The organism is Kitasatospora sp. NPDC004289 (assembly GCF_053602875.1).
This window is the reverse complement of the sequence record NZ_JBSGEL010000043.1, coordinates 13,444-28,760: the sequence shown is the minus strand read 5'-3', so window position 1 is coordinate 28,760 and position 15,317 is coordinate 13,444. Positions and strand designations below refer to the sequence as shown.

The 15,317-nt window shown below is 70.9% G+C and carries 12 protein-coding genes and 1 tRNA gene; 10 read left to right on the top strand and 3 right to left on the bottom strand.

Translation table 11 applies throughout. From position 1 onward, the window contains the following. The first annotated feature begins 88 nt into the window (after nt 1-88). Together ACWEPF_RS26160 and ACWEPF_RS26155 are read left to right on the top strand one after the other, a co-directional pair. Nucleotides 89-889 (top strand): HEAT repeat domain-containing protein, encoded by an 801-nt coding sequence (locus ACWEPF_RS26160; protein ID WP_452174426.1) that lies wholly within the window; start codon nt 89-91, stop codon nt 887-889. Nucleotides 890-1,101: 212 nt separating this feature from the next. After that, nucleotides 1,102-2,715 (top strand): cellulose binding domain-containing protein, encoded by a 1,614-nt coding sequence (locus ACWEPF_RS26155; RefSeq protein WP_452174425.1) that lies wholly within the window; start codon nt 1,102-1,104, stop codon nt 2,713-2,715. 98 nt (nt 2,716-2,813) lie between these two features. Here the strand turns inward: ACWEPF_RS26155 and polA are convergent, their stop codons facing one another. Beyond that, nucleotides 2,814-5,489, bottom strand: coding sequence for a DNA polymerase I (polA, locus tag ACWEPF_RS26150; protein ID WP_449797414.1), 2,676 nt, complete (start codon nt 5,487-5,489; stop codon nt 2,814-2,816). Nucleotides 5,490-5,707: 218 nt separating this feature from the next. Between polA and ACWEPF_RS26145 the strand changes: the two genes are divergently transcribed. The 7 genes from ACWEPF_RS26145 to ACWEPF_RS26115 all read left to right on the top strand — a co-directional run bounded on the left by ACWEPF_RS26145 (nt 5,708) and on the right by ACWEPF_RS26115 (nt 12,741). Next, nucleotides 5,708-6,160, top strand: coding sequence for a PaaI family thioesterase (locus ACWEPF_RS26145; protein WP_345284262.1), 453 nt, complete (start codon nt 5,708-5,710; stop codon nt 6,158-6,160). A 109-nt stretch (nt 6,161-6,269) separates the two neighbouring features. Continuing rightward, nucleotides 6,270-6,908, top strand: coding sequence for a Tat pathway signal sequence domain protein (locus ACWEPF_RS26140; RefSeq protein WP_452174424.1), 639 nt, complete (start codon nt 6,270-6,272; stop codon nt 6,906-6,908). 288 nt (nt 6,909-7,196) lie between these two features. Beyond that, the gene (locus tag ACWEPF_RS26135) at nt 7,197-8,429 is read left to right on the top strand and encodes an ABC transporter substrate-binding protein (protein WP_452174423.1); all 1,233 of its coding nucleotides are present in this window, start codon (nt 7,197-7,199) and stop codon (nt 8,427-8,429) included. 119 nt (nt 8,430-8,548) lie between these two features. Next, nucleotides 8,549-9,478, top strand: a complete 930-nt coding sequence (locus ACWEPF_RS26130) for a branched-chain amino acid ABC transporter permease (RefSeq protein ID WP_345284268.1) — start codon at nt 8,549-8,551, stop codon at nt 9,476-9,478. Nucleotides 9,479-9,485: 7 nt separating this feature from the next. Continuing rightward, nucleotides 9,486-11,171, top strand: coding sequence for a branched-chain amino acid ABC transporter permease (locus tag ACWEPF_RS26125; protein WP_452174422.1), 1,686 nt, complete (start codon nt 9,486-9,488; stop codon nt 11,169-11,171). 8 nt (nt 11,172-11,179) lie between these two features. After that, entirely contained in the window at nt 11,180-12,028 is an 849-nt protein-coding gene (locus ACWEPF_RS26120) for an ABC transporter ATP-binding protein (RefSeq protein ID WP_345284361.1), read from the top strand. Next, the gene (locus ACWEPF_RS26115; RefSeq protein ID WP_345284272.1) at nt 12,025-12,741 is read left to right on the top strand and encodes an ABC transporter ATP-binding protein; all 717 of its coding nucleotides are present in this window, start codon (nt 12,025-12,027) and stop codon (nt 12,739-12,741) included. Before ACWEPF_RS26120 ends, ACWEPF_RS26115 begins: the two co-directional genes overlap by 4 nt. 78 nt (nt 12,742-12,819) lie before the next feature. Here the strand turns inward: ACWEPF_RS26115 and ACWEPF_RS26110 are convergent, their stop codons facing one another. Continuing rightward, nucleotides 12,820-13,473, bottom strand: coding sequence for an ANTAR domain-containing response regulator (locus tag ACWEPF_RS26110; RefSeq protein ID WP_345284273.1), 654 nt, complete (start codon nt 13,471-13,473; stop codon nt 12,820-12,822). Between the two features lie 93 nt (nt 13,474-13,566). Here ACWEPF_RS26110 and ACWEPF_RS26105 point away from each other — a divergent pair. Continuing rightward, nucleotides 13,567-13,649 (top strand) — tRNA-Leu (locus tag ACWEPF_RS26105). 56 nt (nt 13,650-13,705) lie between these two features. Here the strand turns inward: ACWEPF_RS26105 and pyk are convergent. Next, nucleotides 13,706-15,136, bottom strand: coding sequence for a pyruvate kinase (gene pyk / locus ACWEPF_RS26100; protein WP_449797360.1), 1,431 nt, complete (start codon nt 15,134-15,136; stop codon nt 13,706-13,708). Nucleotides 15,137-15,317: the final 181 nt, after the last annotated feature.

The following is a 15,317-nucleotide window of genomic DNA, read 5'->3' as shown; positions in this document are numbered from 1 at the left end:
CGCGCCCCTGGGTCGCTGCCCTGCCGCCCCGTGCTGCCCCACCGAAAAGGACGGGCCGGGTCGCCGACAGGCCGTTAGCATCCGCGGCATGGCGACCTTCGTACACCTCAGTTCGGCGGCGAACGCCCCGAAGATCCGGCGGGCCGGGCTACGGGCGGTCAGTTGGGGACCTACCGGCGAGCGCGGGGTGTACTGCTTCCCGGTGCTGCCGTCGTTCACGGTGACGCACCAGTGGGTGCGCGAACTGGCCCGGGGCGGGAGCCGCGGCGGGCTGGTGGCGGTGGACCTGCGGCTGGCGGACGACCAGCCGGTGCTGGTCGGCCACTACGGGGGCCGGGGCAAGCACGCGCACCAGGAGCTGACCGCGGCCGAAGCGGTGCGCCGGGTACGGGAGTTGCGGGATCCGCTGGGGTGGGAGGTGTTCGTGCCCCGGGCGGTGACGGCGCGGGAGGTGCGGCGGGTGCGGTCCGTGCCGCAGGGGGTGGGCTGGCGGTACGCGCCCGGGGTGCACGGCACCCGGCCGTGCACCTGCTTCGGCTGCCGGGTGCGCGGGGAGTACGGCGGACGGAGGCTGCGGGAGAGGCTGCCGCATCCACTGGACGGCCCGGATCCGAAGGTGCCGGTGCTGCTGGAGCGGCTGGCCGCGGCCGGGACGCCGGGGGATCCGGGGCAGGTCGGCGACGTGCTGTACTGGCTCGCCCGGCGGCGGCGCGGGCCGGTCGAGGCGGTGGCGCACCTGACGGGGCATCCGGATGCCCGGGTGCGTGAGCACCTGGTGTGGGCGGTCGGGGGTTGGCGCTCGCCGGGGGTGGCCGAGCTGCTGGAGCGGCTGGCCGGGGATCCGGTGGAGAGCGTGCGGGAGGCGGTGGCCGAGGCCCGCGCGCGCTGACCGAAGCTCAAGCCGTCCTTAAGTGCGCCGTAGCGGGAGGTCAAGTCACCGCTTCGTCAACTCGACCGTGCCCGACGGGAGATGGCAAAGCTTTCACCTAGCGGACGGTTTCCCATTGACGGCCCGCATTGGTCTGGACCATCTTGTGGAGGCCGCGCGGCTGCCATCCCCCACCCCACGTTGAGGAGTACCCGCCCATGAGGCGCGTCGCCTTGCCCATCGCAGCCGCCACGGCCGCCGCCCTGACCGTCCCGCTCTCCGCGGTGGGAGCCCATGCCGAGGCCGGTGTGACCGGGGTGACCGCCACGTACGCGGTCACCTCCAACTGGCAGACCGGCTTCGAGGCCAGTTACACCGTCACCAATCACACCAACGCGTCCGTGGCCACCTGGGCGCTCTCCTTCGACCTGCCGGCCGGCGAGACCGTGACGGGTGCCTGGAACGGCACGCTCACCTCCGTCGCCGTCACCGGCGGGCGCCGGTACACCGTCACCCCGCCGAGCTGGGCCGGGCCGTTGGCGCCCGGGGCGACGGCGGCGGTGGTCGGGTTCGGGGTGAGCAACGGCTCCGCACCGCAGACCGCTCCGGCCAACTGCACCGTGAACGACAAGCCCTGCGCCGGTCTGCCGGCCGACACCGCCGCACCGAGCGTGCCCGGCGGCCTGAAGGTCTCCGGCACCGGCCCGGGCAGCGTCTCGCTCGCCTGGAACGCCGGCACCGACGACCAGGGCGTGGCCGGCTACCACCTGCGGGAGGGCGGCGCGGTGGTGGCCACCGTGACCGGCACCACCGCGACGGTCGGCGGCCTGCTGGCCGGGAGCACCCACGCGTTCGGCGTCTCGGCCTTCGACGCGGCCGGGAACGAGTCGGCCGTCTCGGCGACCGTGTCGGCCGTCGCCGGCAGCGGGACGGCGGCGGGGGCCTCCGCCCCGTACGTGGACCTGGGCGCGTACCCGACGCCGAGCCTCACGGCGTTGTCGGCGGCGAGCGGGCTCAAGCAGTTCTCGCTGGCCTTCCTGATCAACGGGAGCCAGCCCTGCACGGCCAGTTGGTTCGGCGCCTTCGACCCGGCGAGCGGCTGGTACAAGCCGGAGATCGACGCCTTCCGGGCGGCCGGCGGCACCGTGCGCCCGTCCTTCGGCGGGGCCAACGGGACCGAGCTGGCGCAGTCCTGCACCACCGTGGCCGCGCTGGCGGCGCAGTACCAGAAGGTGGTCGACGTCTACGGGCTGGACCACATCGACTTCGACATCGAGGGCACCGCGGTCACCGAGAAGGCCTCGGTGGACCGGCGCTCGGCCGCCGTCGCGCAGGTGCAGGCGGCGCAGCGGGCCAAGGGGCGTGACCTGAAGGTCAGTCTGACGCTGCCGGTGCTGCCGAGCGGGCTGACGGCCGACGGGGTCTACGTGCTGCAGTCGGCGAAGAACGCCGGGCTCGCGGTGGACGTGGTCAACGCGATGGCGATGGACTTCGGGGACTGGGCCGCGCCGAGCCCGGCCGGGAAGATGGGCGCGTACGTGATCCAGTCCGGGCAGTCCACCCAGGCCCAGGTGCGGCAGGTGTGGCCGGAGCTGACGGCGGCCCAGGCGTGGGCGAAGACCGGGCTGACGCCGATGCTGGGGCAGAACGACACGCCCTCGGAGGTGTTCGGGCTCTCCGACGCCCAGCAGGTGGTGGCGTTCGCGCAGCAGAACCACCTGGGTGAGCTGGCGTTCTGGGAGATGACGCGGGACGCCAACGCGTGCACCGGGTCGCTGCCGAAGTGCACCAACGTGCCGCAGACGCCGTACCAGTTCTCGAAGTTGTTCGCGGCGTTCAACGGGTAGCGCACCGGGGGCGCGAGGGCTGTTCGATCGGCAGTGCGGCGAGCCGCCTTCCGCATCGCGCAGTTCCTCGCGCCCCTGGGTGCATACCTTCCGGAACCCTAGTGGGCCGCTTCCTCCCAGTTGGCGCCGATGCCGACGGAGACGTCGAGCGGGGCGCGCAACGGGTAGGCGGCGGCCATCTGTTCGCGGACCAGGGCCTCGACCTGCTCGCGCTCGCCCGGGGCGAGTTCGAGGACGATTTCGTCGTGGACCTGGAGGAGCATCCGGGTGGAGAGCTTCGCCTCGGCGAGGGCGCGGTCCACGTTGAGCATCGCGATCTTGACGATGTCGGCGGCGGTGCCCTGGATCGGGGCGTTGAGGGCCATCCGCTCGGCCATCTCGCGGCGCTGGCGGTTGTCGCTGGTGAGGTCGGGGAGGTAGCGGCGGCGGCCGAGCAGGGTCTCGGTGTAGCCGACCGCGCGGGCCTCCTCGACCACCCGGTGCAGGTAGTCGCGGACGCCGCCGAAGCGCTCGAAGTAGGTGTCCATCAGGCCCTGGGCCTCGTTCGGCTTGATGCCGAGCTGCTGGGAGAGGCCGTAGGCGGAGAGGCCGTAGGCGAGGCCGTAGGACATCGCCTTGATCTTGCGCCGCATCTCGGCGTCGACCGCCTCGGGGGCGACCTCGAAGACCTGGGAGGCGACCGTGGTGTGCAGGTCCTCGCCGGACTCGAAGGCCTCGATCAGCGCGGCGTCCTCGGAGAGGTGGGCCATGATGCGCAGCTCGATCTGCGAGTAGTCCGCGGTGAGCAGGGCCTCGTAGCCCTCGCCGACCACGAAGGCGCGGCGGATCTGGCGGCCCTCCTCGGTGCGGACCGGGATGTTCTGCAGGTTCGGGTCCTGGGAGGAGAGCCGGCCGGTGGCGGCCACCATCTGGTTGAAGGTGGTGTGGATCCGGCCCTTGGGCGAGACGGTCTTGAGCAGACCCTCGACGGTGGTGCGCAGCTTGGCCTGGTCGCGGTGGCGGAGCAGGATGACCGGGAGCTCGTTGGTGGTCTGGGTGGCCAGCCAGGCGAGCGCGTCGGCGTCGGTGGTGTAGCCGGTCTTGATCTTCTTGGTCTTGGGGAGGGCGAGCTCGCCGAAGAGGATCTCCTGGAGCTGCTTGGGCGAGCCGAGGTTGAACTCGTGGCCGGCCGCGGCGTGCGCCTCGCCGACGACCCGCTGGATCTCGGCGGCGAACTGCGACTCGATGGTGGTGAGCCATTCGCGGTCGGCCGCGATGCCGGTGCGCTCCATCCGGGCCAGCAGCTCGGCGATCGGCAGCTCCATCTCGTGCAGCAGCTTCACGGCGCCGACCTGGGCGAGCCGGGTGTCGAAGTACTCGGCGAGGTCGAGCACGGCGCGGGCCTGGGCCATCAGGGCCTGGGCGCCGGCGGTGGGGTCGTGCTCGGGGGCGTCGAAGGAGAGCTGGCCGCTCTCGGCCACCTCGGCGGGGGCCAGCGAGCGGGCCAGGTACTCCTCGGCGAGCACGTCGAGGGTGAAGGTGCGCCGGCCCGGCTTGTCGAGGTAGGCGGCGAGCGCGGTGTCGGCGACCACGCCCTCGATCCGCCAGCCGCGCTCGGCGAAGGCGCGCATCACCTGCTTGGCGATGTGCAGGGCCTTCGGGCGGGCCGGGTCGGCCAGCCAGGCGGCGAGGGCGCGCTCGTCGGCCTCGGCGAGCTCGGCCGGGTCGAACCAGGCGGCGGTCTCGCCGGTGGCCAGGGCGATCTGCTCGACCTCGCCGGAGCCGAGGGCCCACTGGTAGAGGGCGGCGACCGCGACGGTGCCGGCCGCGTGCTCGGCCAGCCAGGCGGCGAGCGCGCCCTCCTCGGTGAGCAGGGTGCCCTCGACGGCGATGCCGGGGGCGGGGGCCGCCTCGGCCTCGTCGGCGGGGGCCGGGTCGAGGGCGTAGACCCGCTCGCGGAAGTTGGGGTTGCGGAACTCCAGCGACTCCAGCAGCTGGCCGACCGCCTCGCGGTCGAACGCCTGGCGCGCCAAGTCGTCGACGGCGAGCGGGAGTTCGACGGTGCGGACCAGCTCGGTGAGCACCCGGTTGCGCTTGACCGAGTCGAGGTGCTCGCGGAGCTTCTCGCCGATCTTGCCCTTGACCTCGTCGGCCCGGGCGACCAACTCGTCGAAGGAGCCGTAGAGGTTGACCCACTTCGCGGCGGTCTTCTCGCCGACGCCGGGGATGCCGGGCAGGTTGTCCGACGGGTCGCCGCGCAGGGCGGCCAGGTCGGGGTACTGACTCGGCGTCACGCCGTACTTCTCGGCGACCTTCTCCGGGGTGTAGCGGGTCAACTCCGAGACGCCCTTGGTCGGGTAGAGCACGGTGACGTGCTCGGTGACCAGCTGCAGCGAGTCGCGGTCCCCGGTGACGATCAGCACGTCGTAGCCGGCCGCCTCGGCGGCGGTGGCCAGGGTGGCGATGATGTCGTCGGCCTCGAAGCCCTCGACGGACATCCGGGAGACGTGCATCGCGTCGAGCAGCTCGTGGATCAGGCCGATCTGGCTCTTGAACTCGTCCGGCGTCTTGGCCCGGTTCGCCTTGTAGTCGGGGAACTCCTCGGAGCGGAAGGTCTTCCGGGAGAGGTCGAAGGCGACCGCGAGGTGGGTCGGCCGCTCGTCCCGCACCGTGTTGGCGAGCATCGAGGCGAAGCCGTAGATCGCGTTGGTGGTCTGGCCGGTGACGGTGGAGAAGTTCTCCGCGGGCAGCGCGAACCAGGCCCGGTAGGCCATGGAGTGCCCGTCGAGCAGCATCAGCCGGGGACGCTCCCCGGGGCTCGCCGCTGCCTTGTCCGTACTCTGCGTAGCCACGTCCACGTCCGTTCCTGCCGATTGCTCTGCCACTGACCGATCCTATGGCCCGGCGGGGACATCCCCGTGTCGCCGCGAGCGGGCGGTCGTACGATCACGGGAGCACCACGACGTGATCTCGCGGTGACCCTCGAAAGTGACCCTCGAACGGCAGGAGCACCATGACCGACGCGGCCCCGATCCTGAACGTCCCGCAGGACGTGCTCGACCACTTCGCCAAGCTGGGCGTCGACCCCTCCACCTTCAGCGGCGGCCACCTCGGCGACCGGCTGGGGATCAAGGTGGTGGAGGCCAGCGCGGACCGGGTGGTCGGCACCATGCCGGTGGAGGGCAACCAGCAGCCGTACGGGCTGCTGCACGGCGGGGCCTCGGCGGCGCTGGCCGAGACGCTGGGCTCGATCGGCGCGATGCTGCACGCCGGCCCCGGCCGGTACGCGGTCGGGGTGGACCTGAACGCGACTCACCACCGGTCCGCCACCTCGGGGTTGGTGACGGGCGTGGCCACCGCGGTGTTCAAGGGACGGACCGCGGCCACCTACGAGATCGCCATCACGGACGACACCGGCAAGCGGATCACCAGCTGCCGGCTGACCTGCATGCTCCGCGACCTCTGACCGCACGAGCCCCCGCACGTCCGCGCGCTCTTCCCGCGCGCCCCCCACGCCCCCTTGTTTGGCACCTGTCCGCACCGGGCAGGAAGCTGCCGGACGAGGGGGCGCTGGCATGTCCGGGGACGGGCTCGGGCCGTTGGAGGCCGGGGACGGCACGGTGCGGACCGAGGGCGGTCCGACCGGCCGACTGGCGCGCGCGCAGCGGGAGTTGGGGCTCCGGCGGCGGTACGCGCTCCTGGCCCTCGCGGTCGCCGTCGTCGCCCTGCTGGTCTTCCGCGCGCTGGAGCGCGACCCGCCCGCCCGGGCCGCGCCGCCGCCGGTCCCGTACCCGGCCCAGGTGGCCAGGCTGACGGTGACGGCCGAGGGGCGGGCCGAGGGCAGGCACCTGCTGGTGTCGGCCGAGCTCCGGGTGGAGGGGGACGCCCCGGTGGACCTGCTGGCGGTGGGCCAGCCGTACCCGGGGATCAGCCTCGCGGTGCGGGGCGGACTGCCGCTCACCGCGGCGGCCGGACGGCCGCTGCTCCTGCGGCTCGAGTACGACCTGACGGACTGTTCGACCGTACCCATCGGAGTGGGACTGCCCTACATCGATGTAACGCTGCGTAACACCCGCGCAATCCAGACGGTGAGTCAGATCCCGGGGGCGGTTTACTCCGAATCACTGGCCCACTGGCTCGAATCGGCCTGCCGAAGTTCCGATATCCGGACGGCTCCGGCCGAAACCGTCTCTCCGGACGGCGGCGTCCGATAACCGGACGGATCGCCGACCACCTGCATTTCTGGCGGCAATTCAGGTCCACGGACGGGTCAAGCTCCTGTCAAGGACCCGGGAACAGTGGGCGAACGACCACCATGTGAGATTAATCCGCCGTGTCCTCATAACAAGAGAATCACAGCCTGTCCGCACCCCTGCCCGAGCCGCGAAATGCGCTCTAGAGTCACGGCCAGTCACCGCGCCACACAATCGGGCCTGGCCCCAGCGCGCGACGAGCACCCCGTCACATCCGGCCCGGTGCTTTTCCTCAGAAAGGGAACCCTCGTGCGTAATCGTTCACTGCTTGTCGTGAGCATCGCGGTCGCCGGAGCGCTCACGGTCTCCGCCTGCGGCTCGCGCGGTGAGAAGAAGGCCGAAGAAGGCGCCGCCGGCGGCAGCGTCAAGGTCGTCATCGGTGTCGACGCGCCCCTGACCGGCAAGCTCTCCGCCCTCGGCCTCGGCATCAAGAACTCCGCCGACCTCGCGGTGAAGAAGGCCAACAAGGACAAGACCGTCCCCGGCGTGACCTTCGAGCTGGAGGCCCTGGACGACCAGGCCAACCCGTCCTCGGGCCAGCAGAACGCCACCAAGCTGGTCGGCAACAAGGACGTCCTCGGCGTCGTCGGCCCGCTCAACTCCGGTGTCTCGCTGACCATGCAGAGCGTCTTCAACGACGCCAAGCTGGCCCAGGTCTCCCCCGCCAACACCAACCCGCAGCTGTCCCTCGGCGCGGACTGGGGCAAGCAGAGCTTCAAGCGCATGTACGCCTCGTACTTCCGCACCGCCACCACCGACGTGGTGCAGGGCAAGTTCGCCGCGCAGTACCTCTACAACGACGCCAAGAAGACCAAGGTCTTCGTCATCGACGACAAGAAGACCTACGGCGCCGGCCTCGCGAACATCTTCCTGGAGGAGTTCAAGAAGCTGGGCGGCCAGGTCGTCGGCACCGAGCACATCAACCCCGACGACAAGGACTTCTCCGCGGTCGCGACCAAGGTCAAGTCCTCCGGCGCGGACTCGGTCTACTACGGCGGCGAGTACCCCGAGGGCGGCCCGCTCAGCGGCCAGATCAAGAAGGCCGGCGCCACCGTCCCGGTCTTCGGCGGTGACGGCCTCTACGACGACGAGTTCATCAAGCTCGCCAACGGCCAGGCCGAGAACGACCTCGCCACCTCGGTCGGCGCCCCGGTCGAGCAGCTGAGCTCCGCCAAGGACTTCATCGACGGCTACAAGGCCGCCGGCTACCCGGAGCCGTACGCGGCCTACGGCGGCTACTCCTACGACGCCGCCTGGTCGATCGTCGAGGCCGTCAAGGCCGTGGTCGCGGCCAACGGCGGCAAGCTCCCGTCCGACGCCCGCGCCAAGGTGATCGACGCGCTCGGCAAGGTCTCCTTCGAGGGCGCCACCGGCAAGGTCTCCTTCGACCAGTACGGCGACACCACCAACAAGCAGCTGACCGTCTACCAGGTCAAGGACGGCAAGTGGGCCGCCGTGAAGAGCGGCACCTACACCGGCTGAACCGGCTGAACCGGTCCGGCTTCTGACGCCGGGTCACCAGAGTCACACCATGCAGCACCCGGGCGGGGGCGCCAACAGCACCCCCGCCCGTCCCATACCCCACACCACGGAGGCCTGCGGTGCACGAACTGCCGCAAAACCTGGCCAACGGCCTGATGCTCGGGCTGATGTACGGCCTGATCGCCGTCGGCTACACGATGGTCTACGGCATCGTCCAGCTGATCAACTTCGCCCACGGCGAGATCTTCATGGTCGGCGGCTTCGGCGCGCTGACCGCATACCTGCTCCTGCCGTCCGGCACCTCGCTCTGGCTGGCCCTGCCCCTGATGATCGTCGGCGGCGTGATCGTCTCCGTCCTGGTCGCGACCGGCGCCGAGCGCCTGGCGTACCGGCCGCTGCGCACCGCACCCCGGCTCGCCCCGCTGATCACCGCGATCGGCCTCTCGATCACCCTCCAGCAGGTGGTCTGGCGCTTCTACCCCGACGCCAAGAAGGCCCGCACCTTCCCGCACTTCCAGGGCGACGCGATCGACCTCGGTGCCTTCACCCTGCAGCGCAACGACCTCTTCCTGCTGGTCGCCGCCCCGCTCTGCATGATCATCCTGGGCGCCTTCGTCCGGATGACCCGCACCGGCCGCGCCATGCAGGCCACCTCGCAGGACCCGGACACCGCCAAGCTGATGGGCATCAACACCGACCGGATCATCGTGGTCGCCTTCGCGATCGGTGCCGCGTTCGCCGCCATCGCCGCGGTCGCGCACGGACTCCGGTACGGCCAGGTCGAGTTCACCATGGGCTTCATCGCCGGACTCAAGGCCTTCACCGCCGCCGTGCTCGGCGGCATCGGCAACATCTACGGCGCCATGCTCGGCGGCCTGGTGCTCGGCGTCGCCGAGTCGCTGGCCACCGCCTACATCCAGCACGTCCCCGGCCTCGACCAGCTCGGCGGTGCCAGCTGGGCCAACGTCTGGGCGTTCGTACTCCTCATCGTCGTGCTCCTGGTGAGACCACAAGGTCTGCTGGGCGAGCGCGTCGCAGACCGGGCGTGAGGCCGCGATGACCACCACCTTCCTCCCCGCTCCCGTCGCCCGCGCCGTCACGGCCGCCGGCGCCGTGCTCACCGCCGCCTCGTCCATGCTCGCCTGGACCTGGACCGACGAGTTCCCCGGCGACCTCACGTACGACTTCTCCCCGGCCGGCCTGCAGTGGGTCGCCCTCGGCTCCGGCCTGGTGACGCTGCTCTTCGTGCTCGCCTCCTACGGCGTGCGCGGCCTGCAGTGGCTCGTCCCGGCCGGCTCCGCCTGGCCGCTGCGGCTGCTCGCCCTGGGCGCCGTACTGAGCTCCTGGCTCTCGGTCACGATGATCTCCTACCAGCTCGGCGGGCTGGCCAACCTGGAGCCCGGCGGCTGGGTGCTCGCCGTCGGCTCGCTGCTCACCCTGGCCGCCTTCGCGCTGCCGGAGGACCGACGCCCCGTCAGCGCCCCCAAGCCGCTGAGCTCCTGGGCCGAGGTCCTGGTGATCGTCGCCGTCTTCGCGGTCGGCCTGGTGCTGTTCGCCTTCGGCATCGGCGCCGAGAAGGAGCTGTTCTCCAGCTACCTGTTCGCCGTGGTGCCCAGCGCGATCGCGCTGGCCCAGGCCGGACTGCTGCGCCGCTTCAGCGACCTGACGGCCCGCCACCGCGCGGTCACCACCGCCGGGGCCTTCGCCGCCGCGGCCGCCTTCCCGTTCACCCAGTCCAGCGAGCTCTACATCCTGGTCGGGGTCAACATCCTGGTCTTCGCCACGGTGGCGCTCGGCCTGAACGTCGTGGTCGGCCTCACCGGTCTGCTCGACCTCGGCTACGTCGCCTTCCTCGGCGTCGGCGCCTACGCCGCCGCCCTGGTCTCCGGCTCGCAGTTCTCGGTCTTCCGGGGCTGGCAGGCGCCGTTCCCGCTGGCCGTGCTGATCGGCGCGGTCGCCGCCCTGGTCTTCGGCGTGCTGATCGGCGCCCCGACCCTGCGGCTGCGCGGCGACTACCTCGCCATCGTCACGCTGGGCTTCGGCGAGATCTTCCGGATCGCCATGAACAACATGGACGGCACCTCCGGCCCGAGCATCACCAACGGCCCGAACGGCATCGGCGCGATCCCCCAGGTCAACATCCTGGGCTTCGACTTCGGCCAGCCGCACGACCTGTTCGGACTCGAGGTCGGCAAGTTCTCCAACTACCTGCTGCTGATGCTGGCCGTCACCGCGATCGTGGTGCTGGTCTTCAGCCGGGTCTCCGACTCCCGGATCGGCCGCTCCTGGGTCGCCATCCGCGAGGACGAGACCGCCGCCGAGGCCATGGGCATCAACGGCTTCCGGGTCAAGCTGATCGCCTTCGCGCTCGGCGCCACCCTGGCCGGCATGGCCGGCGCCGTCCAGGCCCACGTGCAGAGCGCCGTGACCCCCGAGGTCTACGTCTTCGCCGGGCCCGTCCCGCCGAACTCGGCCTTCCTGCTCGCCGCCGTCATCCTCGGCGGCATGGGCACCATCAGCGGCCCGCTGCTCGGCGCCAGCCTGCTCTACCTGATCCCGGCCAAGCTGGAGTTCCTGAAGGACTACCAGCTGCTGGCCTTCGGCGTCGCCCTGATCCTGCTGATGCGCCTGCGCCCGGCCGGCCTGGTCGCCGGACGCCGCCAGCAGCTGGAGTACGAGAGCGCCGACATCCCCGCCCAGGCCACGCCCGGCGACACCGTCCTCACCAAGGCAGGGGCGTGAACACCCAGATGAGCACCACCACCACGACCGAGACGGTGCTGGACGCCCGCGGCGTCACCATGAAGTTCGGCGGCCTCACCGCCGTCAACAACGTGGACCTCACCGTCAACGCGGGTGAGATCGTCGGTCTGATCGGCCCCAACGGCGCCGGCAAGACCACCTTCTTCAACTGCCTGACCGGCCTGTACGTCCCGACCGAGGGCACCGTCAGCTACAAGGGCACCGTGCTGCCGCCCAAGCCGCACCTGGTGACCCAGGCCGGCATCGCCCGCACCTTCCAGAACATCCGGCTGTTCGCCAACATGACCGTGCTGGAGAACGTCCTGGTCGGCCGGCACAGCCGCACCAAGGAGGGCCTGTTCTCGGCCATCCTGCGCGGCCCCGGCTACCACCGGGCCGAGGCGGCCAGCCGCCAACGGGCCATGGAGCTCCTGGAGTTCACCGGCCTGGCGGCCAAGGCCGACCACCTGGCCCGCAACCTGCCCTACGGCGAGCAGCGCAAGCTGGAGATCGCCCGCGCGCTGGCCAGCGACCCCGGCCTGCTGCTGCTGGACGAACCGACCGCCGGCATGAACCCCCAGGAGACCAACGCCGCCGAGGAGTTGGTGTTCGCCATCCGCGACCTCGGGATCGCGATCCTGGTGATCGAGCACGACATGAAGTTCATCTTCAACCTCTGCGACCGGACGGCCGTCCTGGTGCAGGGTCAGAAGATCGTCGAGGGCGACAAGGAGACCGTCCAGGGCGACGAGCGGGTCATCACGGCCTACCTCGGCGCACCCCTGGAGACCGCCACCGACACCACTGGTTCCACCAGCACCACCGGCACCGACTCGCAGGCGGGAGACGCCGAATGACCGCGCTGCTCGAGGTCCAGGACCTCCGCGTCGCCTACGGCAAGATCGAGGCCGTCAAGGGCATCAGCTTCACCGCGAACCAGGGCGAGGTCACCACCCTGATCGGCACCAACGGCGCCGGCAAGACCACCACCCTGCGCACCCTCTCCGGCCTGCTCAAGCCGACCGGCGGGACCATCACCTTCGACGGGCAGCCGCTGGGCTCCGTCCCCGCGCACAAGATCGTCGCGCTCGGACTGGCCCACTCCCCCGAGGGCCGGCACATCTTCCCGCGGATGACCATCGAGGAGAACCTCCTCCTCGGTGCCTTCCTCCGCAAGGACACCGCCGGCATCGCCGAGGACGTGGAGCGCGCCTACACGCTCTTCCCGATCCTCGGCGAGCGCCGCAAGCAGGCGGCCGGAACGCTCTCCGGCGGCGAGCAGCAGATGCTCGCCATGGGGCGCGCCCTGATGTCCCGTCCGAAGCTGCTGATGCTGGACGAGCCCTCCATGGGCCTGTCCCCGCTGATGATGCAGAAGATCATGGCCACCATCGTCGAGCTCAAGGCGGCCGGCACCACCATCCTGCTGGTGGAGCAGAACGCGCAGGCCGCGCTCTCGCTCTCCGACCGGGGCTACGTGATGGAGATCGGCAAGATCGTCCTCACCGGCAGCGGCCGCGAGCTGCTGGGCAACGACGAGGTCCGCAAGGCCTACCTCGGCGAGGACTGACCCCCCGTCACGGCGAAGGCCCGCCCCTCCTCGGAGGGGCGGGCCTTCGCCGCGCTTGCCGCGGGGCCGGGCCGGGGCTCAGGCCTCGGCCGCCTCGGCCTTCTTCTTGTCCTGGGCGTGGCCCTCCTCGATCACGGCCTCCGCGACGGCGGCCATGGTCATCCGGCGGTCCATCGAGGTCTTCTGGATCCAGCGGAAGGCGGCGGGCTCGGTCAGACCGAACTTGGTCTGCAGGACGCTCTTGGCGCGGTCCACCAGCTTCCGGGTCTCCAGGCGCTGGGTGAGGTCGGCGATCTCCTCCTCCAGCGTGCGCATCTCGGTGTAGCGGGAGACCGCCATCTCGATCGCGGGGACCAGGTCGCTCTTGCTGAACGGCTTCACGATGTAGGCCATCGCCCCGGCGTCGCGGGCCCGGTCCACCAGCTCGCGCTGCGAGAACGCGGTCAGCATCAGCACCGGCGCCAGGTGCGCCTCGTGGATCTGCTCGGCCGCCGAGAGCCCGTCCAGCACCGGCATCTTGACGTCCAGGATGGCCAGGTCGGGCCTCAACTCCTCGACCAGCTTCACGGCGGTGGCGCCGTCCCCGGCCTCACCGACGACGGTGTAGCCCTCCTCCTCGAGCATCTCCTTCAGGTCGAGGCGGATCAGCGCCTCGTCCTCGGCGATGACGATGCGGGTGATCTGGGGCGAGTCGGTGTCAAGCGGCTGTGCCTGCTCGTCGGCGGTGCTCACGGGGCTCCTCGTTCCGGCGGGGTGCTGCATGGACGAGCCTACCTAGCTGCACCAGAAGGCGCGCACAGGGTATCCTTCTGAGCGCTCACCCCCGCCGGGTTGGTGGAACGGCATACACGGATGTCTCAAACACATCTGCCCGAAAGGGCTTGCGGGTTCGAATCCCGCACCCGGCACAGCTGAGGGCGGGGCGCGGCCCGATGGCCGCGCCCCGCCCTTTTCGGACGTCGGGTCAGTTGTCGAGTTCACCCACGTGGTGGACGCGGACGAGGTTGGTGGAGCCGGCCAGGCCGGGCGGGGAGCCCGCCGTGATGACCACGATGTCACCCTTCTGGCAGTGGCCCAGGGAGAGCAGTGCGGCGTCCACCTGGGCGACCATCTCGTCGGTGGTGGCCGCGAACGGGCCCAGGAAGGTTTCGGCACCCCAGGTGAGGGCGAGCTGGCCCTGGACGGCCGGCTCGTAGGTGAAGGCCAGCACCGGGATCGGTGAGCGGTAGCGGGTGAGGCGGCGCGCGGTGTCGCCGGACTGGGTGAAGGCGATCAGGTACTTGGCGCCCAGGAAGTCGCCGATCTCGGCCGCCGCGCGGGCGACGGCGCCGCCCTGGGTGCGCGGCTTGTTGGAGTCGGTCAGCGGCGGCAGGCCGGCCGCGAGGACGTCGTCCTCGACGGCGCTGATGATGCGGGCCATGGTGCGGACGGTCTCGACGGGGTACTTGCCGACGGAGGTCTCGCCGGAGAGCATCACCGCGTCGGTGCCGTCCAGGACGGCGTTGGCCACGTCGGAGGCCTCGGCCCGGGTGGGCCGGGAGGCGTTGATCATCGAGTCCAGCATCTGGGTGGCGACGATGACCGGCTTGGCGTTGCGCTTGGCGAGCTTGACGGCCCGCTTCTGCACCAACGGCACGTCCTCCAGGGGCATTTCGACCCCGAGGTCGCCGCGGGCGACCATGATGCCGTCGAAGGCGTCGACGATGGACTCGAGGTTCTCCACCGCCTGCGGCTTCTCGATCTTGGCGAGGACGGGCACCGACCGGCCCTCCTCCGCCATGATCCGGCGGACGTCCTCCGCATCGGCCCCGCTTCGCACGAACGAGAGGGCGATGAGGTCGGCACCGGTCCGCAGGGCCCAGCGCAGGTCGGCGACGTCCTTGTCGCTGAGCGCGGGGACCGAGACGGCGATGCCGGGGAGGTTGAGTCCCTTGTGGTCGGAGATCAGCCCGCCCTCCAGGACGGTGCAGCGGACCCGGGGGCCGGCGACCTCGGCGACCTCCAGGCAGACCCGGCCGTCGTCGACCAGGATGCGTTCACCGGGCCGGACGTCGTCGGCCAGCCCGTCGTAGGTGGTGCCACAGGTGTCGCGGTCGCCGACCACGCCCTCCTCGACGGAGATGGTGAACTCGTCACCGCGTTCGAGGAGTACGGGACCTTCGGCGAAGGTGCCCAGTCGGATCTTCGGACCCTGGAGGTCGACCAGGACCCCGACGCTGCGGCCGGTCTCCTCGGAGGCCTTGCGGACCCGGCGGTAGCGCTCCTCGTGTTCCGATTGGGAGCCGTGGCTGAGATTGAAGCGGGCGACGTCCATACCGGCGTCGACCAGGGCCTTGATCTGCTCGTACGAGTCGGCGGCAGGCCCGAGGGTGCAGACGATTTTTGCTCGGCGCATGGCTGAGAGCCTAAACATTACCGGCACGTAACTTTGCCGTTCCGGCCGACCTCACCATGGCGGTTGTCGAACGATTCGGTGAACGACGTGACACATCGTTAGTTCTCGGACCGTGAGGCCGAGTTGGTGCTGACGTACCGGAACCGATGCGGTTCCGTGAAGGCTTGTTCACTCCCGGTTC

Excerpts from the sequence above, each read along its gene's own strand:
- pyk (WP_449797360.1), bottom strand. The coding sequence starts at position 15,136 with ATGCGCCGAGCAAAAATCGTCTGCACCCTCGGGCCTGCCGCCGACTCG.
- ACWEPF_RS26115 (WP_345284272.1), top strand. The coding sequence starts at position 12,025 with ATGACCGCGCTGCTCGAGGTCCAGGACCTCCGCGTCGCCTACGGCAAG.
- ACWEPF_RS26145 (WP_345284262.1), top strand. The coding sequence starts at position 5,708 with ATGACCGACGCGGCCCCGATCCTGAACGTCCCGCAGGACGTGCTCGAC.
- ACWEPF_RS26120 (WP_345284361.1), top strand. The coding sequence starts at position 11,180 with ATGAGCACCACCACCACGACCGAGACGGTGCTGGACGCCCGCGGCGTC.
- ACWEPF_RS26160 (WP_452174426.1), top strand. The coding sequence starts at position 89 with ATGGCGACCTTCGTACACCTCAGTTCGGCGGCGAACGCCCCGAAGATC.
- ACWEPF_RS26140 (WP_452174424.1), top strand. The coding sequence starts at position 6,270 with ATGTCCGGGGACGGGCTCGGGCCGTTGGAGGCCGGGGACGGCACGGTG.
- polA (WP_449797414.1), bottom strand. The coding sequence starts at position 5,489 with ATGCTGCTCGACGGGCACTCCATGGCCTACCGGGCCTGGTTCGCGCTG.
- ACWEPF_RS26125 (WP_452174422.1), top strand. The coding sequence starts at position 9,486 with ATGACCACCACCTTCCTCCCCGCTCCCGTCGCCCGCGCCGTCACGGCC.